23 protein-coding genes are annotated in these 26,076 nt (G+C 40.3%); 5 read left to right on the top strand and 18 right to left on the bottom strand.

Annotated features, from left to right (window positions below; genetic code table 11):
- Positions 1 to 5 precede the first annotated feature (5 nt).
- The 4 genes from K8L98_RS04075 to K8L98_RS04060 form a co-directional block, all read right to left on the bottom strand.
- The gene (locus K8L98_RS04075; protein ID WP_420828858.1) at positions 6 to 854 is read right to left on the bottom strand and encodes a carbohydrate ABC transporter permease; all 849 of its coding nucleotides are present in this window, start codon (positions 852 to 854) and stop codon (positions 6 to 8) included.
- Between the two features lie 5 nt (positions 855 to 859).
- Positions 860 to 1,729 carry a carbohydrate ABC transporter permease gene (locus K8L98_RS04070; RefSeq protein ID WP_223439933.1) on the bottom strand — a complete coding sequence of 290 codons (870 nt, stop codon included), beginning with the start codon at positions 1,727 to 1,729 and terminating at the stop codon, positions 860 to 862.
- Positions 1,730 to 1,934: 205 nt separating this feature from the next.
- Positions 1,935 to 3,233, bottom strand: a complete 1,299-nt coding sequence (locus K8L98_RS04065; RefSeq protein WP_223439931.1) for an ABC transporter substrate-binding protein — start codon at positions 3,231 to 3,233, stop codon at positions 1,935 to 1,937.
- Complete coding sequence (locus tag K8L98_RS04060) at positions 3,234 to 4,931, bottom strand: sugar phosphorylase (protein ID WP_275976735.1); 1,698 nt, start codon at positions 4,929 to 4,931, stop codon at positions 3,234 to 3,236.
- Positions 4,932 to 5,443: 512 nt separating this feature from the next.
- Here K8L98_RS04060 and K8L98_RS04055 point away from each other — a divergent pair.
- Positions 5,444 to 6,460, top strand: coding sequence for a LacI family DNA-binding transcriptional regulator (locus K8L98_RS04055; RefSeq protein ID WP_223439926.1), 1,017 nt, complete (start codon positions 5,444 to 5,446; stop codon positions 6,458 to 6,460).
- Between the two features lie 182 nt (positions 6,461 to 6,642).
- On the opposite strand, the gene K8L98_RS04050 is transcribed toward K8L98_RS04055, so the two are convergent.
- The 9 genes from K8L98_RS04050 to K8L98_RS04010 form a co-directional block, all read right to left on the bottom strand.
- Positions 6,643 to 7,365, bottom strand: coding sequence for an SDR family oxidoreductase (locus K8L98_RS04050; protein ID WP_223439924.1), 723 nt, complete (start codon positions 7,363 to 7,365; stop codon positions 6,643 to 6,645).
- Between the two features lie 79 nt (positions 7,366 to 7,444).
- The gene (locus tag K8L98_RS04045) at positions 7,445 to 9,175 is read right to left on the bottom strand and encodes a phospho-sugar mutase (RefSeq protein ID WP_223439921.1); all 1,731 of its coding nucleotides are present in this window, start codon (positions 9,173 to 9,175) and stop codon (positions 7,445 to 7,447) included.
- A 244-nt stretch (positions 9,176 to 9,419) separates the two neighbouring features.
- A complete protein-coding gene (locus K8L98_RS04040; RefSeq protein WP_223439919.1) occupies positions 9,420 to 11,090 on the bottom strand; it encodes a glycerol-3-phosphate dehydrogenase/oxidase in 1,671 nt (556 codons plus the stop codon).
- Positions 11,091 to 11,238: 148 nt separating this feature from the next.
- Positions 11,239 to 12,729, bottom strand: a complete 1,491-nt coding sequence (gene glpK / locus K8L98_RS04035; protein WP_223439917.1) for a glycerol kinase GlpK — start codon at positions 12,727 to 12,729, stop codon at positions 11,239 to 11,241.
- Between the two features lie 18 nt (positions 12,730 to 12,747).
- Positions 12,748 to 13,566, bottom strand: coding sequence for an MIP/aquaporin family protein (locus tag K8L98_RS04030; protein ID WP_223439915.1), 819 nt, complete (start codon positions 13,564 to 13,566; stop codon positions 12,748 to 12,750).
- 175 nt (positions 13,567 to 13,741) lie between these two features.
- The gene (locus tag K8L98_RS04025) at positions 13,742 to 14,302 is read right to left on the bottom strand and encodes a glycerol-3-phosphate responsive antiterminator (protein ID WP_223439913.1); all 561 of its coding nucleotides are present in this window, start codon (positions 14,300 to 14,302) and stop codon (positions 13,742 to 13,744) included.
- A gap of 256 nt (positions 14,303 to 14,558) precedes the next feature.
- On the bottom strand, positions 14,559 to 16,064 hold the full coding sequence (locus K8L98_RS04020) for a GNAT family N-acetyltransferase (RefSeq protein WP_420828857.1): 1,506 nt from the start codon (positions 16,062 to 16,064) through the stop codon (positions 14,559 to 14,561).
- 102 nt (positions 16,065 to 16,166) lie between these two features.
- Positions 16,167 to 16,829 carry an HAD family hydrolase gene (locus tag K8L98_RS04015; protein ID WP_223439909.1) on the bottom strand — a complete coding sequence of 221 codons (663 nt, stop codon included), beginning with the start codon at positions 16,827 to 16,829 and terminating at the stop codon, positions 16,167 to 16,169.
- Between the two features lie 88 nt (positions 16,830 to 16,917).
- Positions 16,918 to 17,313, bottom strand: coding sequence for a CBS domain-containing protein (locus K8L98_RS04010; protein WP_223443143.1), 396 nt, complete (start codon positions 17,311 to 17,313; stop codon positions 16,918 to 16,920).
- A gap of 461 nt (positions 17,314 to 17,774) precedes the next feature.
- On the opposite strand from K8L98_RS04010, the gene K8L98_RS04005 reads away from it, so the two are divergent.
- Positions 17,775 to 18,212: a disulfide oxidoreductase gene (locus K8L98_RS04005; protein WP_223439907.1), complete on the top strand. Its 438-nt coding sequence runs from the start codon at positions 17,775 to 17,777 to the stop codon at positions 18,210 to 18,212.
- 1 nt (position 18,213) lies between these two features.
- Entirely contained in the window at positions 18,214 to 18,678 is a 465-nt protein-coding gene (locus K8L98_RS04000) for a thioredoxin family protein (protein WP_223439905.1), read from the top strand.
- A gap of 105 nt (positions 18,679 to 18,783) precedes the next feature.
- Here the strand turns inward: K8L98_RS04000 and K8L98_RS03995 are convergent, their stop codons facing one another.
- Positions 18,784 to 19,185: a DUF5365 family protein gene (locus K8L98_RS03995; protein ID WP_223439903.1), complete on the bottom strand. Its 402-nt coding sequence runs from the start codon at positions 19,183 to 19,185 to the stop codon at positions 18,784 to 18,786.
- Between the two features lie 158 nt (positions 19,186 to 19,343).
- Between K8L98_RS03995 and K8L98_RS03990 the strand changes: the two genes are divergently transcribed.
- Complete coding sequence (locus tag K8L98_RS03990) at positions 19,344 to 20,252, top strand: RluA family pseudouridine synthase (RefSeq protein ID WP_223439901.1); 909 nt, start codon at positions 19,344 to 19,346, stop codon at positions 20,250 to 20,252.
- A 174-nt stretch (positions 20,253 to 20,426) separates the two neighbouring features.
- Here K8L98_RS03990 and K8L98_RS03985 read toward each other — a convergent pair whose 3' ends face one another.
- The 3 genes from K8L98_RS03985 to K8L98_RS03975 all read right to left on the bottom strand — a co-directional run bounded on the left by K8L98_RS03985 (position 20,427) and on the right by K8L98_RS03975 (position 22,477).
- Complete coding sequence (locus tag K8L98_RS03985; RefSeq protein WP_223439899.1) at positions 20,427 to 20,852, bottom strand: GNAT family N-acetyltransferase; 426 nt, start codon at positions 20,850 to 20,852, stop codon at positions 20,427 to 20,429.
- A 12-nt stretch (positions 20,853 to 20,864) separates the two neighbouring features.
- A complete protein-coding gene (locus K8L98_RS03980; protein ID WP_223439897.1) occupies positions 20,865 to 21,452 on the bottom strand; it encodes a class D sortase in 588 nt (195 codons plus the stop codon).
- Positions 21,453 to 21,646: 194 nt separating this feature from the next.
- Positions 21,647 to 22,477 (bottom strand): aldo/keto reductase, encoded by an 831-nt coding sequence (locus tag K8L98_RS03975; protein ID WP_223439895.1) that lies wholly within the window; start codon positions 22,475 to 22,477, stop codon positions 21,647 to 21,649.
- A 143-nt stretch (positions 22,478 to 22,620) separates the two neighbouring features.
- On the opposite strand from K8L98_RS03975, the gene K8L98_RS03970 reads away from it, so the two are divergent.
- The gene (locus K8L98_RS03970) at positions 22,621 to 23,457 is read left to right on the top strand and encodes an EcsC family protein (RefSeq protein WP_223439893.1); all 837 of its coding nucleotides are present in this window, start codon (positions 22,621 to 22,623) and stop codon (positions 23,455 to 23,457) included.
- 228 nt (positions 23,458 to 23,685) lie between these two features.
- Here the strand turns inward: K8L98_RS03970 and K8L98_RS03965 are convergent, their stop codons facing one another.
- Positions 23,686 to 26,016, bottom strand: coding sequence for an alkaline phosphatase D family protein (locus K8L98_RS03965; protein WP_223439891.1), 2,331 nt, complete (start codon positions 26,014 to 26,016; stop codon positions 23,686 to 23,688).
- Positions 26,017 to 26,076: the final 60 nt, after the last annotated feature.

Below are 26,076 nucleotides of genomic sequence, written 5' to 3'. Positions count from 1 at the left end.
GCGGATTAACCTTTTACGCCGCCTTCTGTTAAGTTTCCTTTAATAAAATGCTCGGATATGGCATACATAATCACAACTGGCAGTGCTGTTACGAGCGATGCGGCCATCATACGGCCCCAAACATAATCAGGTGTGCTAAACAAGGTATTTAACCCAATTGGCAGCGTGAAATTTGCCGAATCGGATAAGAAAATGGATGCAAATAAGTAATCGTTCCATGCAACCATAAAAGAATAAACAAATACCGATATAATTCCTGTAATGGATAATGGAATAATAATATAGAAGATGATCTGCACACGATTTAATCCATCGATCATGGCTGCTTCTTCCAGGTCATCCGGTATCGTATCGAAAAAACTTTTTAACATGAAAATGGCCGTTGGCAATGTCTGAACAATCATCGTTATGATTAGCGCCGTTTTTGTGTCATATAAACCCAAACCAGAAATGATTTTGAACAAAGGCACGACAAGTAAAATGCCGGAAAACATGTATACTGTGTAAAAACTGGCATTAATTGTTGTCCGTCCCATAAATTTCAGTCTTGATAGGGCATATGCCCCGAAGATACCAATGACCACAGCTAAGCCTGCTGCTGTGAGCGCCACTATTAAACTATTCTTAAAATAGGTAATATACGGGAAAATATCCGGATTGAAAATATCTACATAATGCTGAATTGTCCATTCCTTTGGAAAGAATGTCGGATTGGTCGCCACCGCTTCCTTTGAGTTTTTAAAGGAAGTCATCAGCATAATGAAAAATGGAAACAGGGAAACCGTCAACAGACTTATTAATCCAGCGTAAAATGCTACTTTTTTTACTGCTTTATTTTTTTTGCTGCTAGCCATTGCCATTAAAACTTCACCCGCTTTCTTGCTGCAATAATAACAATCGAGAGAATAATGAAAAGAATGACGGAAATGGATGCTGCTTTGCCAAGGTCATTGAATGCAAATGCTGTTTCATACAGGTAAATACCGAGAATATTCACTTTATTTGTCAGCAGATACACATCTGTGAACATATAGAACAGCCAGATGGAGCGCAATGTGATAACCGTCACCAAGACAGGCATTATTGCCGGAAGGGTAACAATCTTAAATTTCCCCCATGCTGATGCTCCGTCTATTTCAGCTGCTTCATATTGGGTGGAATCAATGGTTTGCAAAATGGCAAGAAATGAAATGAAAGCATATGGGAAATATCTCCATATCGCAAATAGAACGACCAGGATAAAGCTGCTGACCGGATTGTCAAACCAAAGAGGTGCCTTATCAAACAAATGTAAAACGTCTCCGCCCAAAAAGTTCACGACACCATATCCATTATTGAACATATATTTCCAAGCAAAGACTAATGAAATAGATGGTGTAACATAAGATAAAATGATTAATGATCGGGCAATTTTCCGGAATTTAAATGGCCGATTAAAGAAAATTGCAACCGCCAATCCAAGCGCTGTACTTCCTGCGACTGCAAGGATCATGTACAAAAGCGTAATCCCTAATGATTTAATAAATGCCTGATCTGTAAGAATATCTATATAGTTTTTCAGCCCGACAAAGGTTGCACTTAACCTTGGGTTAATCGGCTGATCAAAGAAGCTGATTTGAATGTTGGATATCATTGGGTATGCAACAAGCAGCAGCACTAAAAACACACTAGGAAAAAGTAATGCGGCCGCAAGCTTTATATCCGATTTCCCTCTCTTTATCGTTTTCATAGTACCCCCCGGAGTAATGTTTTTGTTTATGAACCTTTTCGTTCATATAAGATCGATAACGCTGTCATGTAACATTTGACCAAAATACACTATTTTTTGCTTGCTGATGAAATCTTAGTTCTTTATAGCTATCGGTGTTGCTCAGGGTACATCATTTAAAAAGGAGAGGGTATTACCGCCCAAGGTAATTCCCCTCTGTTTCATTTTATTTTTTATTTAAGACATCTTTGATTTTACTTTCAGCCTTTTCAAGCTCTTCTTTGACACTTTTTCCGCCAACTGTGGTGCCATTTACCATTTTAGCAATAGCTCCAGAACTCGTTACATCGCCCATTTTTAAGAAGTTTTTGTTATCTACTAAACCAAATACTTGAATATCATTAAAAGCTGCTGCGATTTCAGTTGAAAGGTCGCCAAAGGATTTTACAATTTCATTTTGCTGGTAAGCTGCATTTTCTGTTACTTTTTTATTCACAGGCTGTGCGCCGCCAGGTGACATTAACACCCATTCTGTCATGTTTTCTGGTTCAGACATAAATGCAGTGAATTTTTGTGCAGCCTCTTTTTGAGTCTCTTCCAATCCAGAAGAAATGGTTAAGGCCGATACCATTCCAAAAACAGACTTTGTTTTTTCTGCTGGAATCGCAAAACCAATATTATCAGTCTCTCCTTCTTCATAAACAGAAGGCAGGAGATAAGTGGAATAGAGGGCCATCGGTGCTGTTCCGTTCATGAATGCATCCTTAACCTCGGTTGTATCATTTGAACCAGGCATTGTGTACTGTGCTAATTCTTGATAATAAGCTAGAGACTCTCTCATCTCTTTTGTATCAATGTTTAATTCTCCTTTTTCATCCAGCACGTTCGCATTGTTTGACAAAGCGAATTGAGAGAAGGCCTGCTCTGAGAATCCGCCTTCAACTGTCGGCAAAGCAATTCCGTATTTTTTATTTCCGCTGTCCGTAAATGCTTTTGCTATTGAAAGAACATCATTCCAATTTTCAGGCTCTTCAAATCCCTTTGATGCAAGCATTTCCTTGTTATACCATATACCTTGTACCCAACCGCTTATCGGTACGCCGGTATAGCTTTTGCCGTCTTCCGTTTTAACTAATTTCAAAGCGCCTTCATAAAAATTACCTTCACCGGCTTTTTCAAGTGTATTTTTTACTGCATCTTTGTCAATTAGCTCATCTTTATCCATTACCTTTGCAAAGTCTTGTCCCACTTCAAGGACTGCGGGAAGCTTTCCTGCACTTGCTAATGTAACAACTTTTGTATTATAAGAATCTTCTTCTACAGGAACTTGTTTTATTTTAATATCTGGATTTTCTTTCTCGAATTTTTCAACCAGTTTATTAATGATAGCAAGACGCTCTTGTTCCACAGAAGAATGCATAAACTCAATTGTTGTCTTTCCATCGCCGCTCTCATCACCGCCGCAAGCAGTCATTACTGCTGCCAGCAGCAGCATCATCATAAGTCCTAAACCTTTTTTCAGCATTTACTTTCCCTCCTGTTTAATTGGTTTCAACCAAAGGAATTGATAAGGATTTAACGGCATATCTTCAACAAAGCTTATTTTTTCTCCAGTGTTAATATTGATGAAGCTCCCTGTCAGATCGCAGGTTACTGTTTCATTTGTCAAATTGTTGATAACTATTAAACTGTCGTCTCTAGAGTTCATTCGTTTAAAAGCAAACACTTTATCCCCCAAATCCATTACTTCCATTGCTGTATTCGGATGGAAAAGAGATTCATTTTTACGGGTTTGAATGATAGTTGTCAATTCAGTAAAGATCTTGCGCCTTAAAGAGTCTGTACTCATTAATTCTGTTTCTATCTCATTAATGCTGTACTTCTTCCGATTTATGGACCGATTCATTCCTGTTTTTGAAACGCCTTCATAATCATTTCTGGAACCCAGCATACTTTGAATATATACAGCAGGTACACCTGGGAGTGTTAAAAGGATAGAATGAGCCAGTAAAAATCTTTTTACGCGGATCTCATCTTCATCTGATTTCTTATTTAGCGCATCCAGATAGGTCACATTAATTTCGTAAGGGCTTTCACTTCCATCTGGATTTTTCTTGTAATTAACCAGTGCCCCTTCTTTTATCAAATCCTCTACCATTTCAAGGATTTCATCTTCAGAAATGATCCCGCGGATTGGATTTAATCCAATCCCGTCATGGGAAGCCAAGAAATTGAAAAATGTTGTATCAATCCCTGTTGGAGGCAGCTCATCCGCCCATTTGGTCAGTGCCCTTCCATTTCCGTTGTGAATGGAGTAAAGGACTAATGGCGGCAGTGGAAATTGATAAACCATGTGTGCTTCATCTTTTCCATTTCCAAAATAAGAAACGTTATCTTTATGCGGTACATTTGTCTCAGTGATTATTACTGTTCCCTTTGCCGCTTCCTCTACTACATCTCTGAATAATTTTACAATTTCGTGTGTTTTTTCAAGATGAATACACGAAGTGCCTACCTCTTTCCACATAAATCCAATTGCATCGAGACGAATGTATTCTGCTCCCTGCTCAAGGTAAAAGAGCAAGACATCTATCATTCTGAACAGTACTTGAGGATTGCTGAAATTAAGATCAATTTGATCCTCGCTGAATGTTGTCCAAATATGTTTTTCTTCTCCATTTGCTAAAGTAAATTTCGTTAACAATGGGAGTGCTCTTGGTCTTGTTACTGCACTTAGATCAGCTGATGGATCCATCTCAACGAAGAAGCCGTCATATTCTGGGTTACCTTTTAAGTATTCTTGAAACCAATCGCTTTCTGCAGAAATATGATTACATACATCATCAAACATAATTCTGGTTGATTTCGACAGCTTCTCTATTTCATTCCAATTCCCAAGGACTGGATTTACTTTTTTATAATCTATTACTGAAAATCCATCGTCTGATGAATAAGGGTAAAAAGGAAGAAGATGAACCATATCAAATTTATCTGATAAATAATGATCAAAGAATTTTTTAAAGGTTTCGAGAGTAGGATAATCATCTTCATAGAATTGATCACCATAAGTAATTAACACCAGATCCTCTTGATCCCAATTTTGTTTTCGTGGTTTAAGGGATTTAGCCTTTGTTTTTGCAATGCGTTTCTCTATTTCTGTAAAAAGTCCCTCAATATCTTGATTGTTATAAATAAATGAAAGTCTTTCTTTAATTTTTTTCATCATATCCTCCTCGTGGTACCGCTCCCATAAAGATAAAAAAACACTTGTGGTACCGTTTCCACAAAAGTAAGTATAGTTTATATTATTTTAATAGAATCACATCCGTGGTACCGCTCCCACGAAGTAAATATAATATAGAAAACGCTTACTGTCAACAAAAGAAACTATGGTTTTTTTATGCATTTATCCTAGTGATTCCCTATCATTTAAAGCAAATTTTTCCTGAGAGATTTTTTCTCTATTTATTTCCAATTTTTTTTTTATTGCTACCTCTGCCATTCATTACTATAATTTATCCTATATCGCTCCCTGCACTTAAAAAATTGATGCGTATTGCTGAGCATCCTGACCTGTTAGATGCAATTATTATTGAAAACACATTCAAATGAACGTATATAAAATGCTTTATTAGCCTATTTCACACATTAAAATCTTAGCCGTGGTCATAAATAAGTATTATAATAAATATTTATTTTCACGGGAGATCATATCCTGCTGAAGGGGGAGGTATATTGGCCCACACTATTTATGATATCGCCCGTATCGCAAAGGTTTCAAAGTCTACTGTATCTCGGGTGCTAAATAACAAAAGTAACATTTCTGAAGAATCACGGCTTCGTGTATTAAAAGCTATAGAAGAATTAGAATACCAGCCAAGTAAATTAGCAAGGGCACTATCCACTGGTTTTGACGCCATCATGATTGTATCACGCTCTACAAAGACAACTGCGAGCAATCCTTTTTTCTCTGAGATCATTAACTCCATTTCAAGAAAAGCTGAGGATGAAAATTTTGATGTCATTTTGCAGACATCAAAAAACAGTAAAGAAGAATTAGAAAAGTGCATAACTAAAATTAAAGCAAAAATGATTAAAGGGATTATTATGCTAAGTTCCCCTATAAATGAAGATTTCTTCAAACAATTAGATGGTTTTAACATACCAATTGTTGTGATAGGAAAAGTAGAAGGAAGCTATACGAATGTTTTTTCCATCGATACAAATAACTATCAAGATAGTTATAATCTAACGAAGTATTTAATAGATCACGGGCATCGTGATATTGCTTGTCTGCATTCGCCTCTAGATTATTATGTGTCAATAGACAGATTGGAAGGATATAAAAATTGCATGAAAGAAAATGGATTGCCGGTCCGGAAAGAATGGGTAATTGATAGTGGCTACACAGTCGAAAGTGCATCTGAATCGATTAAAGGGTTATTCGACAGTCAGGAACGGCCGACTGCTGTTTTTGCAACAGATGATTTAAAAGTGATGAGTATTTATAGATCTGCTGTACAACATGGTGTATCTATTCCAGATGAGCTATCAATCGTAGGCTACAGTAATTCGAACTTTTCACCATTTTTGTCTCCAGCATTGACTAGTATAGAAATTCCAGTAAAAAAATTAGGAGATGCCGGCAGCCAGTTCCTATTTGACATAATCAAGAAGAATAAAAATGTGCAGGCACGTACGATTATTCCTACAAAAACGATTATTGAGAACTCTGTTAGAAAAGTTGAATAATTGGCGTTGGAACCAAATCATAATTGATTCACATTCCATCATCACCATTATCGGTATACGTTGAATAAAAAAGACAGACTCCTCCCGGAGACTGTCTTTTTACTTTGCTTTAGCTGCTTATATGTAAATTTCCCCTCCAGGATTTGAAAAAAGAGCAAAAAAACCCGCTGAATCAGCGGATTTCACGAAATCGGATATTGCTGTACAAGCGGATGAACGACAATTTCATCAATGATCATATGCTTTGGCGCGCTTGCCATATAGACAACTGCATCTGCAATGTCTTTTCCTTTAAGCCAGTCTTTTTTCTCCTCCGCACCCTGAACTCCATTGTTGAAATAGGAATCGACCATTCCTGGATTGATTGTGCCTACGCGAATGCCGTATTCGCGCACTTCCTGAGCAAGTGAGCCTGAAAAGCCTTGAACCGCATATTTAGTCGCTGTATACGCTGAACCATTTGCAATCGTGTATCTTCCGACATCAGATGAGATTGTAATAATCGTTCCAGCTTTGCGCTTTTTCATATGGGATAAAACAGCCTTACTAGCTACAAATACGCCTTGTACATTTACTTCAAACACTTTTTTCCACTCATCAAGCGATGTTTCATCTACTGTTTTGAAAAAACCGATGCCTGCATTGTTTACAAGGACGTCAATGGATTGAAAGGCAGAAATCGTTTCTTTAACCATCTCTGTCACTTGCTCTTCATTTGCAATGTCCACTTGAAAAGCTTTTATATTTTGATTGCCGGCCTCAGCAAGTTCCTTAGCTGTTTGAAAAATTTCATCTGAGCTTCCAACTAAAGCGAGATTCATGCCCTGGTTTGAAAGCTGAATGGCAATTTCCTTTCCGATGCCTCTAGATGCTCCCGTTACGATTGCCGTCTGATTTTTCAACATGATAAAACCTCTTTCCCATTAAAACAGCTGAAAAAGGTCATCTCCTTTTCCAGCTGCATTTTTTAAAATAGCTTCCTTATTAGATCAATTCGTTTACTTTTTTCATAAGGGCAGAAGTAAGTGCTTCAAGCTTTTGTTCGCTGTCCGCAAGTGTTTCTCCTTTTACACCGAAGTAGAATTTCGCTTTCGGCTCCGTTCCGGATGGACGCAGGCAGAACCATGATCCGTCTTCTAAATAGTATTTCAGAACGTTAGACGACGGCAGCGTGATCTCTTCTGTCGTTTTAGCTTCTGCGTTGAAGCGGGTTCCTGCTTTATAATCTTCAATTGTCACAACTTTTTTATCTCCCATCGTCTGAGGAGGATTGCTGCGGAATGAAGTTAAAATGCTTTGAATCTGTTCAGCTCCATCTTTTCCTTTAAGTGTCAATGACTCAAGTCCTTCACGGTAATAGCCAATTTGCTCAAAAATTTCGAGTAAGCCCTCATAAAGCGTCTTGCCTTGTTTTTTATAATAAGCTGCCACTTCAACAGCTAAGATTGCTGCTTGGACAGCATCTTTATCACGTGCAAAGTCTCCAATCAAATATCCGTAGCTTTCTTCATAGCCAAATTGGAAAGTATATTGGCCAGTGCGCTCGTATTCATTGATTTTTTCACCGATGAACTTAAAGCCTGTCAGTGTATCGATTGTATCTAAACCGAAGGACGCCGCTACATCTCTGCCGATTTCTGAAGTTACGATGGTTTTCAGAACAACTCCATTGGCAGGCAGGATGCCCTTTTCTTTTTTCTGGGACAATAAATAGTGAAGAAGAATGGCCCCTGTTTGATTGCCCGTTAAAACGACATATTCTCCTTCTAAATTTTTCACTGCGATTCCAAGGCGGTCTGCATCAGGATCTGTTGCAATCAATAAGTCCGCATTTGTTTTCTGGCCGTCACGGATGGCATACTCGAATGCTGCATGCTCCTCAGGGTTTGGAGACTTGACTGTGCTGAAGTTTGGATCAGGCAGTTCCTGCTCTGATACAACGGTTACATTTTTATAGCCAAGTGCATCAAGGCCGCGTCGAACAGGCTTATTTGCTGTTCCATGAAGAGGAGTAAAAACAATATTTAATTCTACTTCTTCAGATAGCTGCGGATTCACAGAGATCGTTACAAGCTTGTCAGTATAAGCGGAGTCAATTTCTTCTCCGATCATTTTAATAAGCCCTGAAGCTTTTAATTCTGCTTCATCCTTTACCTGGATGCTAAGTTCGTCTTCAATTTCGTTTACTTTGGCGATGACTTCATCTGCTGCTGCAGGAGGCAATTGTCCTCCGTCTTCGCCGTATACTTTATAGCCGTTATATTCAGGAGGATTATGACTGGCTGTGACGACAATGCCAGAGAACGCATTTAAATACCGTACTGCAAACGACAGTTCAGGTGTCGGGCGCAATTCTTCAAAGACATATGTTTGAATGCCATGGCTTGCAAGAGTTTTTGCAGCTTCCATTGCAAACTCCGGTGATTTATGGCGTGAATCATAAGCAATCGCCACTCCGCGTTTTTTCGCTTCTTCGCCGAAAGACTCAATATAAAGCGCCAGGCCTTCAGATGCTTTTCGGACAGTATACATGTTCATGCGGTTAATTCCAGGTCCAATTTCCCCGCGCATGCCGCCTGTTCCAAATTCTAAGTTTTTGTAAAAGCAATCCTCGCGCGCCTTATCGTTATTTTCTAAATCTGATAAAAGAAGTCTTAATTCTGAATCTAAATCTGTTTTGCTTTTCCAGCGCTGATAGCTTTTTTCAAAACTCATAATGTACCTCCAATAATTTTAGGTTGTAAGTGTTATGTAATTATTTCTTCATTATTTAGACAATTCCTGCCTAAATTCGTATGTAAAAAATAGAAATCAGTCGATTCCAAAGCTATTTTAACACATATTGGGACTTGCTGATATTTTAATTTTGTTAAAAAAATTCAATTTCAAAAAAATAAAATCTAATGAAAAATGGCAGCCGATTGTGATTTTGCATCACTCGGCTGCCGGATTCATATTATCAGTTTGCTTTTCTTACCTCGTCAGGCACAACTGCATCGTGCAGATGAGTTTGAAGCTTATCAAAGTACTGCTGCTTTTGACGAGGACTCCACTTCAGTTTGTCCGCCATGTAATCTGTAACAGGCTCCTGATAGGTTCTCGCCCAGTTAATATCAAAGTACACGGCACCTGTTCTTCTGACAAAGAAGTCGGACGGAGTGGCTGTCATTTCTTCTGTTATTGCATAGTCAATTTCAGCGAGAATGTAAATAGGCAAACCGTATCTTTCAGCAAACGGTTTTAACGTCTCTACTCTTTCAAACAGCGCATCTGCATTAGATCCATACCTTCTTGATAAATGTTTCGCCTGCATTTCTGTCAGTCCAAGGGTCTTGCCTTGTTCAGTTTTTGTTTTGATAAAGGTTTCAAGACTTGATGAACCGCCTACATGTCCGCCTGAGATGGGCATATTTCTTGTTTTGCATGCTCCAAAATCCTTTAATCCTGCTTCTTTAAAATCTTTTACAATGAAGTCAATAATGTGCTCTGCCATTTTTCTGTAGCCTGTCAGTTTTCCGCCTGCAATGGTGATGAGTCCTGTTTCAGATGTCCAAATCTCATCCTTTCTTGATATTTCAGAAGGATCTTTGCCGTCTTCATGAATAAGCGGACGAATGCCGGCCCAGCTTGATTCAGCATCCTCAGCACGGATCGACAAGTCAGGGAACATATAGTTAATGGACTCAATCACATAATCTCTGTCTTTCACTGTCATACGGGGATTTTTCGGATCTTCTTTGTAAACTGTATCTGTTGTGCCTACATAAGTTTTGCCGTCACGCGGTATCGCGAATACCATTCGTTTATCAGGCGTATCAAAATAAATAGCCTGTTTCAGCGGGAATTTTTTTTGATCAAAGACAAGATGTATTCCCTTTGTCATCTGAAGAGATTTTCCATTTTTAGATTTATCCATTTCTCTCAGCTGATCGACCCAAGGACCTGCAGCATTGATGATTTTCTTAGCGTACACATCATATGTTTTTCCAGAAATCGTATCCACAATATGAACACCGATGACTTTTCCTTTTTCGTAAATAAACCCGTCTGCTTTTGCGTAGTTAACTGCATCTGCACCGAAGCGCACAGCTTCTTTCATGACTTCGATTGTAAGTCTTGCGTCATCTGTCCGGTATTCCACATAGTAGCCGCCGCCCTTTAGTCCTTGTTTTTTCACAAGCGGCTCTTTCGCAAGTGTTTCCTTGGCGCTTAGCATCTTTCTTCTTTCTCCGCGTTTAACAGCTGCAAGAAAATCATATACACGAAGACCGATGGATGTTGAAAATGGTCCGAACGTTCCTCCCTTGTGCATTGGAAGAAGCATCCATTCAGGAGTTGTTACATGCGGTCCGTTTTCATACACAATGGCTCTTTCTTTACCGACCTCTGCCACCATTTTGACTTCAAATTGCTTGAGGTAGCGGAGTCCGCCGTGCACAAGCTTTGTCGATCTGCTTGAAGTTCCCGCTGCAAAGTCCTGCATTTCAACAAGACCGATTTTCATTCCTCTTGAAGCAGCATCAAGCGCGATGCCGGACCCTGTGATTCCTCCGCCAATGACAAATACATCATACGTTTCCTGCGTCATTTTATTTAAGATATCGTGTCTTTTATCGCTTGAAAAAGCCATTTGATATTCCTCCTAAAATTTTCCAGAAGGGATTAAAAAAGAGACCACAACAAGCTAGTGCAGCAATTAAATGCCTGCTCTAGTGTTGTGGCCTCTCCAAATCTCCAACCGTTCTATTAACTTGATTTTAGTATATCACAAGATGTGTTTATTTAAAAGCCTGAGCTGCTTTTACTGCCTTTTTCCAGCCGCCGTATAACTCATCGCGGACTTCATCTTCCATTTCCGGTTCAAACTGCTTATCTAATTTCCATTGCTTTGTAATATTAGATTTGTCCTCCCAGAAGCCGACAGCAAGACCTGCAAGGTATGCTGCACCAAGCGCAGTTGTCTCATTTACTTCAGGACGCTCAACCGGCACGCCAAGCATGTTGCTTTGGAAATCCATTAAGAAATTATTTTTAACAGCACCGCCGTCAACACGAAGTGTTTTTAATGAAATCCCTGAATCTGCTTCCATAGCAGTAAGGACATCCTTCGTTTGATATGCAAGTGATTCGAGTGTAGCACGGACAAAATGCTCTTTTGAAGTGCCGCGTGTTAAGCCGAAAACAGCTCCTCTCACGTCACTGTCCCAGTATGGTGTTCCGAGCCCTACAAATGCCGGAACAACGTAAACACCTTCTGTTGACTCGACACGGTCAGCATAGCGCTCACTGTCTTTTGCATCTTTAAACATGCGGAGTCCGTCACGCAGCCATTGAATCGCAGAACCGGCTACGAAAATACTTCCTTCAAGCGCATATTCAACTTTGCCGTCCACACCCCATGCGATAGTCGTTAACAGGCCATTTTCAGAACGGATTGCCTTTTCGCCTGTGTTCATCAGCATGAAGCAGCCTGTACCGTACGTATTTTTAGCCATCCCTTCTTCAAAGCATGCCTGGCCAAATAATGCTGACTGCTGATCTCCTGCAGCGCCTGCAATTGGCACAGAATGACCGAAGAAGTGATAGTCTATTGTATTTGCATACACTTCCGATGAAGGCTTAACTTCAGGAAGCATGGATTTTGGCACAGTTAAATATTCTAATAGCTCATCGTCCCACTTTAATTCATGGATGTTATACATTAATGTGCGGGAAGCATTTGAATAATCAGTTACATGCGCTTTACCGCCTGACAGCTTCCAAATCAGCCATGTGTCAATTGTTCCGAATAAAAGATCGCCTTTTTCAGCTTTCTCTCTTGCACCATCAACATTGTCTAATATCCATTTTACTTTTGTTCCAGAGAAATAAGCGTCAATCAATAATCCTGTCTTTTCTCTGAATGTATCATTATAGCCTTTTTCTTTTAATTCTTCACAAATGCCAGCCGTTTGTCTTGATTGCCATACAATCGCATTGTATACAGGCTGTGAAGTATTTTTATCCCAGACAACAGCTGTCTCGCGCTGATTCGTGATGCCGATTCCTGCAATTTGCTCTGGTTTTACATTCGTTTCTGATAAACAAGTTGCGATTACAGCTAAAATAGAACCCCAGATTTCATTTGCGTTATGCTCTACCCAGCCTGGCTTAGGGAAATATTGTTTAAATTCTTTTTGTGCAATGTGAACAATTTCACCCTGTTTGTTAAATAAAATAGCTCTTGAACTAGTCGTTCCCTGGTCTAAAGACAAAATATACTTTTCCATGTTAAATCCCCCTGAACTTTAGTAAGTTGCTGTGCTTTCCGAACTCGATTGTTTCTTTGACAGTGCATAGACAATTCCAAGCATAAATACAAGAGCAGCTGCTACATACCAGAAGGCAGTATTGATATTGCCCTTAAATACGTAATTATAAAAGACCGCTGCAAAAGATCCGCCTACTAAAGGTGCAACAACTGGTATCCATGCATATTTCCAGTTCGAACTCCCTTTTCCTGCAATCGGCAAAACAAAATGTGCCAGTCTTGGCCCAAGGTCACGTGCAGGGTTGATTGCATAGCCTGTAGTACCTCCAAGAGATAGCCCGATTGCAACGACCAGAAATCCTACTATAAGCGGATTTAAGCCCTCAGTAAATGTATTCGCTCCAATCGCAAGTAATGTGAGCACAAAGATAAATGTTCCAAGCGCTTCACTGATAAAGTTGGCAAAGTGATTTGGAATCGCTGGGCTTGTTGAAAACACACTGAGCTTTGCACCTGGATCCTCTGTTTCCTTCCAGTGCGGCAGGTACTGAAGGAAAACAAGCACTGCTCCTAAAAATGCTCCAATCATTTGAGCTAAAAGATAAGATGGCACCTGACTCCATTCAAAGGAACCTGCAAAAGCAAGAGCAAATGTAACAGCCGGATTCAAATGCGCCCCGCTTATTCCGCCGACTGCATAAACAGCCATGGCAACACCAAATCCCCATCCCATTGTAATGACAATCCAGCCAGAGTTATGCGCGAATGATTTCTTTAAGCTGACGCCTGCACATACACCTCCGCCGAACACAATCAAAATCATCGTACCTATTACTTCTCCCCAAAAAGCCGTCATTTTTTATATCCTCCTATCTGATAAATGTGATTTTTATAGATTAAAAGAATAAAAAAATCCACAGCAAATGACTTTACAATAAGTAAAGATTTGCTGTGGATCTCCGTTTCTCCATCACATTTATTAACTTGCCTTTATGGTACATGCTAATGTAAGCGGTGTCAACAGAAAAATATTATATTTTTTGATAATTTTTCCACAAACCCATTTCTGATGATGTTACTGCTGTAGCACCTGCTGCGAGCGCTTTATGCACTTCTTCAGAGGTTTTGACGAAACCGCCTGCAAAAATAGGTATTCCAGTTTTCTCTTTTACTTCTTGGATCAAACTAGGAACAAGACCTGGAAGTACCTCAATATAATCCGGTTTGTTTCTTGCAATCAGCTCTAAACTTTTCTCAAGTGCACTCGAATCAAGAAGAAACAGCCGCTGAATGGCATAAATACCCCGCTGCTTTGCTTTTGCAATCACGTTTGACCGGGTTGAAATTAATCCTGCCGGCTTTACTTCCTGGCAGATAAACTCTGCTGCATACTCATCATGCTTCAAGCCTTGAATTAAGTCGACATGAATGAGAATTTTCTTGTTCGAAGCATTTGCCAGTCTGACAATATTTCGAACCTGTCCGAGATGAGTATCAAGAAGAACTCCGTACTGATACGGACTTTCCAAAAATCGTTCAAACTGCTTCATATTGCGGATAGCAGGCAATATTTGCTGACCTTCAAAACTCATCGTCTGCACCTCCCACTTTAATTATTTATTATAAATGCTTAAATGGAATGTACTACATATATTCCTGTAAACTCAAGGTTTCTTTTTATCAAGAAAAGCGAAAAGGCCTTGATCAGCCCGATGGGCAGGTAAGTATCAAGTCAGGTTTTGACTTTTTTGGTGATCCGTTCTGACCGAGGAGTTGGGCGCTTCCGCTTGCAATCAAGTGCATTCCTATACCTTCAAAAAAAGAAGACAAAGATGAGTTATCTTTGCCCTAGTTCTTCCTATATCGAATTCCATAAACGTCATGTCTGCGGTCTTTCAGCTGTCTGACTGTTCCGGATTGACGCTGCCTGCGGAGTATTTCAAGATCCACATCTCCGATCACGACCATTTCAATGTTCGGATTGCACTCGCCAACTATGCCGTCTCTTGCAAATTCAAAATCAGACGGAGCAAAAATAGCGGATTGTGCGTATTGAATATCCATATTTTCTGTTTGCGGGAGATTTCCGACTGTACCTGAAATGACAGTATAGATCTGATTCTCCACGGCTCTCGCCTGTGAGCAATAGCGGACACGCAAGTAGCCCTGGCGATCTTCTGTACAAAATGGCGTGAATATAATTTTAGCCCCTTTTTCAGTAGCGATGCGCGCAAGCTCAGGGAATTCAATGTCATAGCAGATTTGAATGGCGACCTTGCCGCAGTCAGTATCAAAAACTTTGACATCATCCCCTCTGCTGATTCCCCACCATTTGCGTTCATTTGGAGTGATGTGAATTTTATATTGCTTTTCAATTGTGCCGTCTCTGCGGAAAAGGTAGGCAACGTTAAAAATTTTTCCGTTATCTTCCTCTACAAAGTGAGAACCGCCAACGATATTGACATTATATTTTACTGCAAGCTCTGTAAAAAGACTAATGTACTCTTCTGTATACTCAGTCAGTCTGCGGATCGCCCTGCTTGGTGATTTTTCATCAGAAAAGGACATCAGCTGAGTCGTAAGCAATTCCGGGAATACAGCAAAATCAGCAGATGCATCAGATGCAACGTCTGTATAATATTCCACCTGGTTCGCAAACTCTTCAAACGAGTTAATTTGTTTCATTTGATACTGCACAACACAAATACGCACCGGCAGAGCCGTTTTATAGAATCTTTTAGTGTTTGGCATGTAATCAACATTGTTCCACTCCATTAGAGTTGCGTATTTACCGGAAGCACGATCGTCAGGCAAATAGTTTGGATTAATTCTCATCAGCAAAAATCCGTTCAGCAGCTGAAACGAGAGTACAGGATCGTAGATTTTATGATGAATGACTTCCTGCACATACTGACGCGGAGACATTTCTTTTTCAAACTTATGATAATTCGGGATTCGACCCCCGATTATAATGCTTTTAAGATTCAGCCGTCTCGCAAGATCTTTTCTTGCCTCATAAAGCCTGTGGCCGATTTTCATCCGGCGGTACTCAGGATGTACCATCACTTCTATTCCATACATATTGTAGCCGTCAGGATTATGGTTTGATATATAGCCGTTATCCGTAATGTCATCCCAAGTGTGACGGTCATCATACTCATCAAAGTTAATGATCAGACTTGAGCATGAACCAATAATCTTTCCTTCAAATTCAGCACAGAACTGTCCTTCAGGGAAATGCTCCAAGTGACTTTCTAAATGTTCTCTTTCCCAAGGAACCATCCCTGGAAAACATAAAGCCTGCATGGCTAATATTTCATCTATGTCTTTCTCCTCAATATTTCTGATTATCATTTTTTTCTCGAATTTGGACAAATCAATTGTATCGGTCAAAACAATCGCTCCTTTATATAGTAACAGCAATTTATTCCCTAATTAGTCCGCTCCGAAACATATTCAGTTCCTTGACTCAATAAGCGAGATGACTTTTTCAAGATCCATTTCAGCCATCGACTCTAAACGATGATCAATGTCTTCAAACTCCAAATGACTGGTCACGCTGTTTGGAACGATGATGCAGAACATGCCTGCTTTTTTAGCAGCGAGTGCGCCATTTGCGGAATCTTCAAAGGCCAGACACTCGCTTGGTTCAACACCTAGGCATTTAGCTGCTTCTATATACAAGGCAGGATCTGGTTTAACGAATTCAACATGATTGGATGTGCGTATGCACTCAAAATAATCAATTAGATTCAAGCTTTCTAAGTACGAGGATACCCATTCATAGCTTGAACTTGATGCCAGGCCAATTTTCAGCCCCAATTCCTTTGCAGCCATTAAATAAGCCTCTACACCAGGTCTGGCAGCTTCAGCTGCTATTCTCTTTTCAAACTTCTCTTTTTGCAAGTGTGTTAAATGTTCATGATTGACTGATCTTCCGATTTGTTCTTCCAAGTACACAAATGGATTGAAATCAGATGCGGTTCCTATCACTTTACCCCATACTGACATAGGCAATTCACTGCCCTGTTCTTTAAAAATTTCCTGGAGGACTTCATATTCGTGCGTTTCTGTATCAAGAATCAATCCGTCAAAATCAAAGATAATGGCTTTAATCATGAATCTTCCCCCCTGTCATTAATAAGAACATTATATAACGGAAAAAGAAAAGAAAGCACCTGCTTATACTTCGCAGGTGCCTCCCTTATTAGTGCTGCTCTGAAATATTAGTCAGTGCATGTCCTGCGGCTTCATTAGACATTTGATCAGTTGCAAGGTCACCCAGTGCAACATAGCCTACAAGCTGATTGTTTTCAACAATCGGCAAGCGGCGAATCTGATTTGACGCCATCAGCTGCGCTGCTTCTTCGCTGCTCATGTCAGGTGTTCCTGTCACAAGGTTTGAAGACATGACATCTGCCACTTTCGTATCATTAGACTTGCCTTGTGCTGTTGAACGGAGCGTGATGTCCCGGTCTGTGATGACGCCTTTTACCTGCCCCCCGTCCACAACAGGAATGGAACCAACATTTTTGCTGCTCATCAGTTCTGCAGCCTCCTGAATGCTTTGTGAGGAAGAAATCGTAACAAGATCTTTTGACATACTTTCTCTGATAGATGAATTCAACTTGAAACAGCTCCTTTCAGCTAATAGTATGTGCATTAATCCTGTCTTTTCTTTTAGAAAATGTGACCTTTACTCTCAATTAAATCCATGAATTTTTGCCGGTAATTTGAGATTGGCATTCACCTTTCATTTTCATTAAGAGGTGTAGAGGATAAACGTTTTGAAAGAAGAAAGCAGACTAAAATGGAGCGGCGTAACAGGATCCTTCATTTGAAACGATCATGTTTTCCTTTAATATGGATTGCTTCAGAACTGTACAAATTTGGAACATCAGACCGAAACAAAAAGACAAAAGAATATAGAAAAAGAAACATGAGCAGATCAGCATATCAGGGCCTTTTTTTTTCAATTTCGGACCGTTTGAAAGTTTGGTTTTACAAGACTCTGATCGAGGACTATAATATGTAGTGTAAACTCATGAATGGAGAGGCGATAATGTGTCAGAGAAACTTAAAAAATACATAGAAAATCAATTATTTATTGCATGGGCGGCTTCATTCATCTCAATGCTTGGGAGCTTATACTTTTCAGAAATTATGGAATTCATCCCTTGTAATCTTTGCTGGTACCAGCGGATCTTAATGTATCCTCTTGTCGTCATTCTTGGTATTGCGATCTATAAGAAGGATTACCAAATTGCGTTTTATTCCATGATTTTATCTGCGATTGGCGGTTCGATTTCCATTTATCATTATGCGGTTCAAAAAATTGATTTTGTAGGCGAAAATTCAGCATCATGCGGCATTGTTCCCTGTACTGGAGAATACATCAACTGGCTTGGATTTATTACAATACCATTTCTGGCACTAATCGGATTTACAATTGTATTTGTGACAAGCTTAAATATTTACAGAAAAATGAAGGTAGGTCGTTAATATGAAGAAGCTCTTAATTTTTGCAGGTATTGTTATCGTGTTATTCGGCGGTTTGGCATTTGTAACAAATTATCAGCAAACAGAAAAAGCAGAAGGCAATCCATATGGCAAGGACAAGCTGAATCCTGCTACTGTTGACCAGCTTGAAGACCCAAATTATCAGAACATCATTCTTCCTGAAGAAGTAGATGAAAAAATGGATAAAAAAGAGGACTTTGTTGTTTATTACTTCAGTCCAACTTGTGAACACTGCAAAAGAACGACTCCTGAATTAATGCCTGCTGCAGAAGAAGCAGGGGTAGAAATCGGCCAATTCAACCTGCTTGAGTTTGAAGACGGCTGGCAGCAGTACGGAATCGAAGCTACTCCAACACTTGTCCGCTATCAAAACGGAAAAGAAGTCGATCGTGTAGAAGGCTATAATGATGGGGCTTATTTTAAGGATTTATTGAGTAATTGGAAATAAGCAAAGCGGAATCACCCATTTAGCCCCGGCAGACAGATACGGCTCTGACAGAAAAGTCCGGGTTCTAAATACAAAAAAAAGGGTACACGGCCGTGTACCCTTTTATTATACGATCCACTTATTTGCCGGCTTCCCGTACTTGCTGATTTGTTCAGCCTTCTCTTTTGAAGAAAGAAAATGATCAAATGTAAGGGGGAATTGATAGCCGTACTGCTTTAAGATAGTTATATTTCGGTCGTAAAGTTCCCTGTGTTCTTCTTCAGACCGCTGATCCAAATGATTAAGCAATGCTGTAAGGGCTTGAAGACTGGACATGATTTGAAAGGCTTCTTTTAGCGTGCCATTATACTGCATGTCTTCTGTTTGCGGCTTTAAAACGGCAAGTTCATCCAGCTGATCAATCGCTTCATCTGAAAAATACTGCGGGAAAATTTCTTCATACATAGTTTCAATCAGTTCTTCAATGTACTGCTCCTGCTCTTCGGTTGATGCAAAAACAATTCTCAAATTCATTCACCTCTTTAATGCGATCGGGCATTTATCTTACTGCTAGAATAACATAGCTCTAATGCCTGAAGGAGAGGTAAGTGTTTCCGTTTCTAGCTTGGACATCCAATTAGCATCTTTAGTATACTTGGTAGACTACTGATAGATAGGGGATTGCAATGAAAATCAAAGGAGAATGGATGGAATTTCCGGTTAAGAAAGAATGGGCAGGGATTTCCCTCCAGCAGTTTCTGAAAGAAAAACTGAATGCACCAAAAACGCTCATTCATAAATGGCGGATGGAACATGAAGTAAAAATAAATGACTCCCTTCCAAATTGGACGGCGCCATTAAATGAAAAAGACTCCATTATGATTCGTTTATTTCAAGATGAGGATCTTGATATCATCCCAGAATACATGGAGCTTGATTTATTATTTGAGGACGAGCATTTTTTAATCGTCAATAAACCTGCCGGAATGGATACACATCCAAATGAACCGGGCCAAACCGGCACACTCGCTAATGGAGTCGCCTTTCATTTACAGGTTCAGGGGATGACTAGAAAAATAAGACATATACACAGACTTGATCACGATACCTCAGGTGCAATCGTTTTTGCCAAACATGCCTTATCACATGCTATCCTGGACCGCCTCCTTGAAGAACGGCTAATCAAAAGAACTTATACAGCCATCGTACAAGGGAAATTGAAGCAGAAAAAAGGAAAGATTGATCAGCCGATCGGAAAGGATCGGCATCATTCGACCCGTCGAAGAGTATCTCCCAGCGGTCAGCCTGCACTAACTCATTTTAAAACGGAAGATTACAATACTCGTTTTGATGTGTCACTTGTTAAACTGCAGCTGGAAACCGGCCGAACCCATCAGATTCGTGTCCATCTGAGCCACATTGGCTATCCGATTTCAGGGGATGACTTATATGGCGGGAACAAAAACTTGATAAACCGCCAAGCTCTGCATGCTTCAGAAATAACAGTTATGCATCCTTTTACAGCTGAAAAAGTGTCAGTAAGCGCGGATTTCCCAGAAGATATGAAAAAATTAATGATGAAGCTGCAATTTTAAGAGATCACATTTTGGGGTTTGTGCAAATACTTTCCAAATCACCGGTTTTACTTGCAGGAAAAAGACATTTACTTGCTTAAACTTCTGATTTATTTGCCAAAAAGAGCCTTTTACTTTCTTTTTTCCAGATTCCTCCTAAAACAAGAAAATGCCCCATATTTCTGGGGCATTCTTTTATAATCTCTTATTAAATACATGACTGACGCGGTCAAAGCCCATCTTCTCTTCATAAAAACGATGGGCATCAATCCGCTGATTGCCTGAGCTTAATGTAATCATGCCGCAGCCGGCTTCTTTAGCAAGTTCTTCAACGCAGTTTAACAGCTTTTCCCCAAACCCGCGTGATCGAGATGCTCCATCTGTGACTAAATCATATACATAAATGTGCTTATCGTTATAGAAATTTGTAAGCTCGATGATACCTGCTAATGCCTTAACCTGTTCATTTTCAAATAGGCCTATTAAACGGTATCCCTGCTTCCTCATCGGCTCGAGCAAATTAAGATACTCTTCCTCGCTGAGATTTGTGCGCAATTGAGACATAACTGGATAAGCTTTCTTAAAGTTATCTTCCTCTTTAATCTCCCGAATAGCAATCATGATAAACCTCCGCTAATGTACTTTTTCCGCATAAATAATGTAGCGCTCGGGCGCATTGCCGACAAAACTGAAAGGGTAGCACGTTGTTAAAATGAGCTCTTCTTTTTCATTTTGAAGCGTGATAATGCTCATGTCGTCTGCATCGACAATTTTAGCGGACTTTATTTTGTATTCAAATTCGCCATATGGCAGCAGAATTTTTAATGAATCGCCAATTATCAGATCTCCCGCTTTACGGAACACTGTATCTCTGTGCCCTGACAGCACGATCTGGCCGTTTTCATTCGGATAGTAGCTCCCCTTGTAATGCCCTACTCCTTTTTCCAGGTCATCCGGATCTGTTCCTTCCACAATCGGCAGCTCTGCATTTAAGCGGTCAATTTTAAGAATACCGACAGCATCCCCAATCTCCGGTTCATACCTTTTCTCTTGTGATGGAGAAGGCATTTTCTTTTCCTCTGATGACCTGATCGCAGCTTGTGCGTCTGCCAATGACTGATTTGTTTTTACATTTGTCTCAACAATCTGCCATACACCATATCCCGTAAAAAGAAGGCCTCCAATAATTAATAAGAGTGAAAAGGTTTTGAATATATTCATGGAATCGGCACTTCCCCTTTGTCCGCGCATTTAATCAATCTGATTATATCAAATATGTCTAAACTGCACATCAGAATTTTCCAAATAAATGGACTGGATTAAGGGTCAGGATCTTGATTTGGATGCTGTAAATTTTTTGCTAATAAACAAGAAAAACAGGCTATCCGCATTGGACAGCCTGTCTCACTTATTAATTAAAAATCAAAATTATCCGGATCCGGACCTACACGCTCGTCGCGGTTTAAACCATCAATGCGTTCCATCTCTTCTTGTGATAATTCAAAATCAAAGATCGATGCATTGTCATAAATGCGGTGTTCTTTAACAGACTTTGGAATCGTGACAACTTCGTTCTGCAGATCCCATCGCAAAATGACTTGGGCAACAGATTTACCGTGCTTTTCAGCAATTTCAGTTAACGTTTCATCATCAAGAAGTTTTCCCTGCATAAGCGGTGACCAGGCTTCAAGCTGAATGCTGTGCTGCCTGCAGAATGCCTGAAGTTCTTTCTGAGTTAAACGAGGGTGGTATTCCACCTGATTAACCATCGGTACAATCTCAGCATCCTTGATCACATCTTCTAGATGGTGAATCTGGAAGTTGCTTACGCCAATTGCTTTTATTTTTCCTTCTTTATAAAGCGTTTCAAGCGCTCTCCATGTATCTTTATACTTTCCTTTTACAGGCCAGTGAACAAGATATAAATCTAAGTATTCCAAGCCAAGCTTTTTCATGCTTTCATCAAATGCTTTTAAAGTGGATTCATATCCTTGATCTGCGTTCCACACTTTTGTTGTGATAAATAATTCTTCACGGGGAACGCCGCTTTCTTTAATCCCTTGTCCTACGCCTTCTTCATTTCCATAGACAGCAGCAGTATCAATGCTTTTGTAGCCTGCTTTAATTGCCCATTTCACTGAATTGACAACCTCGGCTCCATCTTCTACTTTAAATACTCCAAGTCCAAACCAAGGCATTTTCACGCCATTATGTAATAATGTTGAATCCTGCAGATTTTTTGCCATGATATCATTCCCCTTTCAGCTTTTATCTTCATTATCTGATAAACTTCTGCAAAATCCAAAAAATATGACTCATATTTTCTATTTCCACCTTCTTTTTGCTAAAATGGAAGAAGATTGTTATGTGAAAGGGTGCGGTTTGTGCAATGGAAACGAAAGAACAGCTCCTCAGTCATTTAAAAGAGATTGAAAAATGGGAAGATGACCAAAAAGGGTTATTTTTCTGGGAGAAAATCGGCCGGATTCCCTTTAAATTATTAGATAAGCTGACACCTTCTTTTATTCAAAAGAAAATCGGTGTTCTGCTTGATGAACTGGGAAGCTTCATTCAAAGCGGCGGCAAGTATTTAACACAAAAAAACGGCATTCTGAAAAAAGTCCAGCTGCTCATTCCGGATGAGACGGTAAACACCATAGATGATATGAAAAAAGTGCCTTTAAAAGTCATGAACCTCGTAAGCGGGGATTTGAGAACAAACCGGGGAAATGTTGCCACAGTGCAGGGTGCGACAACCGGATTTGGAGGAATTTTCACTCTTGCCGTTGACATTCCTGTCCTGCTCGGACTTTCTTTAAAAACGCTCCAGGAAATCTCGGTTGCTTATGGCTATGATCCTGAAGACAAGGAAGAGAGGATATTCATCGTAAAGTGCCTTCAATTTGCTTCAGCAGATATTGTCGGCAAACAAGCGATCCTAAACGAACTATCGGGATATTATAACCGCAGCATGGAGCCTGCCGAAATGATGTCAAAACTTCAGGGATGGCGCGAGGTTGTTTATACATACCGCGACCAATTTGGACTGAAAAAATTGCTGCAGATGGTGCCGGTTGCCGGCATGCTGTTCGGGGCATATACAAATCGTTCGATGGTTAAGGATATTGCTGAAACAGGAATTATGTTATATCAGAAAAGAAGAATTCTTGAAAGGCTGGAGTCTGATCAAGCGTTGATAATAGAAGAAAAAGGAACTCAGCGCTGAGCTAATTAAAAAACTAAGGTATTTTTAGCCATCACTTGCCAGTCTTCTATGAAAGAAAACAGAAAAAACCCAAGTATAGTTAGGCATAAACACAAACTTTATAGTTTATGTCACATCAAACTAAGGCTATACCTGGGTTTTTACCTATACTCCACGCTTGGCAGTATGCTTAAGATGGTGACAATAATATTGCCATCGCCCCATTTTATAAGATCAAAGTGCCTTATATTACATCATAATTAAGGAAACTATACGCCAAAACCCTTCCTTCAAAGCCCCGGTAATTTCAAGATCAATTTCTCTTCCCAGTGCTCCTCCGTCTAAGTCAAAGGTAATCCATTTAAATTGACCAGGAGTCAGTTCTTCTCCAGATTCACCCAGAAGATTGCTCTCCGATCTTATGATTGTATTTCCAGAAGAAAAAGTAGCATCTCCTGTCAGTATAGATGTTTTATGAATCCCTGCAGGCACCTTAAGTCTAAGAATGGTTGTTCCGTTGCGAGATAAGGTAAAATCACGCTGCAGTTCATCTAGCTTATTTCTGTCTCTAAATTCCGGCACAGTTCCGATCCATCCATACCCTTTGGCCTCATCCCATTTATCATCAGGAGAAAGTCTGGCATAAGACGGAAGAATTGGACTTGAAGTACCTCCTGAATCGAGCGCGAGTACAAGCTCGTCACTTGATGGAACTGAGACAGCATATAACTCTCTGGCGACTCCATAAATAGGTGTTTTGCCAGCTTTTATATCTAAGCTAAGTTTTTCCGCAACCGGCATGCGGGGAGGAGGTGTTACCATGAACTCCACTGTTGTCGTACTGCCCGGTTCAAGGACGATATTTTTGAACTCGCACTTCCATTCTTTTGGAACCCTTATGCCCACCTTTACCTTAACTGCTTTTTCTGTCCCGTTGCTAAGGTCAACTAAAACAGGGTTTGGTTTTCCCGAGAACATTGTTTTCGCAACAATATTGGATACATCGATTCCACCGATGCGGATGGCCCCAGGTTTTCCATTCTTTACAAGAAAAGATGCCAGGGAGCTAGCGGCAGCATTTGGATCACTAGCTGAAGAAACAGCACGATAATCGCTTTGCCAAGATTTATGTGTGACATGGAAACGTACATATCCACGATAGTCACCGTCAAAGAACTTTACATGCTGATTTACGGATAGCGCCTCTTCTACCTTGTCCTTCCAGCCACAACCAGAACTGATTGACGTTCCAATAAACTCAGTTGCCAGTGTTTCGGACTTAGGATTGTTAAAGTCCTCCTTTAGATCATTGACCCAGCTTGAATGCCAATCGCCGCCTAAAACAACCGGGTTGGATGGCCGGCGTCTTTTAATGAATTCAAAAAGACGGTCCCGATCAGCGGAATACCCATCCCACTGGTCATGATTTACACTGATGCCATCGCCTGTGTCATAGTCATATTGTGCCATCATCGTTTGCTGCGCTAACACATTCCATTTTGCACGCGAACGACTGAGGTTATTGATTAGCCAGGCTCCTTGCTCAGAACCCATGATTGTTCGTTCTGGATTCGAAGCTTCTGGATCAAGCGGTCCTCCCGGGAATCCTGTCCCGACTTGATTATCCCGATACTGTCTTGTGTCCAAAACACTAAACTCTGCAAGATCTCCAAAGGTAAATTTACGGTAAAGAAGCATATCAGGGCCGTTTGGCTTCGAACGGCGTCTAAGCGGCATGTGCTCATAATACGCCTGGAATGCTGCCGCACGAATTGCCAGAAAACGCTCACGCTCCCCTTCCGGAAAATTCGGATCCGAAATATCATTCGCCCAATCGTTGTCAACCTCATGATCGTCAAACGTCACGATAAACGGAAAGGCTAGATGAGCTTCCTGCAAATCTTGTGATGTTTTGTATTGAGCATGAAGAAGGCGATAATCTGTCAGCGTTTCTGTATTGCCTTTTTCGTAGATATAGTCTCCTAGGTGGAAAACAACATCTAAATCCTCTTGTGCCATATTTTTATAAGCTGCAAAGCGGCCACCTGTCCAGGATTGGCATGAAGCGATTGCAAACGAGAGACTCTTCAGATGGTCTCCCTCTTCAGGAGCAGTCTTCGTCCGGCCAATTGGACTGAGTTCTGTTCCGGCCTTGAAACGATAATAATACTCTCTCCATGGTTTCAAACCAAAGACTTCTGCATGCACTGAATGACCTAACTCTGGGCCTGCAACTTCTTTACCGCTTCGAACAACCTTTTTGAACTGCTCGTCTTCTGCAATCTCCCATTCGACCGGGACGTACCGATTGTCCATTCCTCCGTTTCCGTCCTCTGCCAGCGGGTTTGGAGCAAGTCTTGTCCATAAAACAACACTGTCTGACAATGGATCACCAGAGGCAACGCCAAGAGTGAATGGGTAAGTAGAAAAAATTGGTGCCTCCTCTGCTTGAACCGATTTGATTGCAGGCAGCGAGAAGCCGAGTGCTGTAAAGGCAGCTGTTTTTCCAGTGGATTCTAGAAAGCTTCGGCGTGTCATTTTTTTAGAGTTAAAATCCTTTAACCAATTTTCGTATTTCAACTGTATCTCTCCCATTTGATCGTTTTTAAAGGTAAGGACATTGCTAGATCACTAATTTTC

This window comes from Metabacillus dongyingensis (genome assembly GCF_019933155.2).
GTDB lineage: Bacteria > Bacillota > Bacilli > Bacillales > Bacillaceae > Bacillus_P > Bacillus_P dongyingensis.
The sequence above is the reverse complement of the archived record's forward strand: the minus strand, read 5'-3'. Positions and strand labels throughout refer to the sequence as shown.

Bases quoted from the DNA above. Each gene is read 5' to 3' on its own strand.
- K8L98_RS04075 (WP_420828858.1), bottom strand. From the start codon at position 854: ATGGCTAGCAGCAAAAAAAATAAAGCAGTAAAAAAAGTAGCATTTTAC.
- K8L98_RS04070 (WP_223439933.1), bottom strand. From the start codon at position 1,729: ATGAAAACGATAAAGAGAGGGAAATCGGATATAAAGCTTGCGGCCGCA.
- K8L98_RS04065 (WP_223439931.1), bottom strand. From the start codon at position 3,233: ATGCTGAAAAAAGGTTTAGGACTTATGATGATGCTGCTGCTGGCAGCA.
- K8L98_RS04060 (WP_275976735.1), bottom strand. From the start codon at position 4,931: ATGAAAAAAATTAAAGAAAGACTTTCATTTATTTATAACAATCAAGAT.
- K8L98_RS04050 (WP_223439924.1), bottom strand. From the start codon at position 7,365: ATGTTGAAAAATCAGACGGCAATCGTAACGGGAGCATCTAGAGGCATC.
- K8L98_RS04045 (WP_223439921.1), bottom strand. From the start codon at position 9,175: ATGAGTTTTGAAAAAAGCTATCAGCGCTGGAAAAGCAAAACAGATTTA.
- K8L98_RS04040 (WP_223439919.1), bottom strand. From the start codon at position 11,090: ATGGCTTTTTCAAGCGATAAAAGACACGATATCTTAAATAAAATGACG.
- glpK (WP_223439917.1), bottom strand. From the start codon at position 12,729: ATGGAAAAGTATATTTTGTCTTTAGACCAGGGAACGACTAGTTCAAGA.
- K8L98_RS04030 (WP_223439915.1), bottom strand. From the start codon at position 13,566: ATGACGGCTTTTTGGGGAGAAGTAATAGGTACGATGATTTTGATTGTG.
- K8L98_RS04025 (WP_223439913.1), bottom strand. From the start codon at position 14,302: ATGAGTTTTGAAGGTCAGCAAATATTGCCTGCTATCCGCAATATGAAG.
- K8L98_RS04020 (WP_420828857.1), bottom strand. From the start codon at position 16,064: ATGATAATCAGAAATATTGAGGAGAAAGACATAGATGAAATATTAGCC.
- K8L98_RS04015 (WP_223439909.1), bottom strand. From the start codon at position 16,829: ATGATTAAAGCCATTATCTTTGATTTTGACGGATTGATTCTTGATACA.
- K8L98_RS04010 (WP_223443143.1), bottom strand. From the start codon at position 17,313: ATGTCAAAAGATCTTGTTACGATTTCTTCCTCACAAAGCATTCAGGAG.
- K8L98_RS04000 (WP_223439905.1), top strand. From the start codon at position 18,214: ATGAAGAAGCTCTTAATTTTTGCAGGTATTGTTATCGTGTTATTCGGC.
- K8L98_RS03990 (WP_223439901.1), top strand. From the start codon at position 19,344: ATGAAAATCAAAGGAGAATGGATGGAATTTCCGGTTAAGAAAGAATGG.
- K8L98_RS03985 (WP_223439899.1), bottom strand. From the start codon at position 20,852: ATGATTGCTATTCGGGAGATTAAAGAGGAAGATAACTTTAAGAAAGCT.
- K8L98_RS03980 (WP_223439897.1), bottom strand. From the start codon at position 21,452: ATGAATATATTCAAAACCTTTTCACTCTTATTAATTATTGGAGGCCTT.
- K8L98_RS03975 (WP_223439895.1), bottom strand. From the start codon at position 22,477: ATGGCAAAAAATCTGCAGGATTCAACATTATTACATAATGGCGTGAAA.
- K8L98_RS03970 (WP_223439893.1), top strand. From the start codon at position 22,621: ATGGAAACGAAAGAACAGCTCCTCAGTCATTTAAAAGAGATTGAAAAA.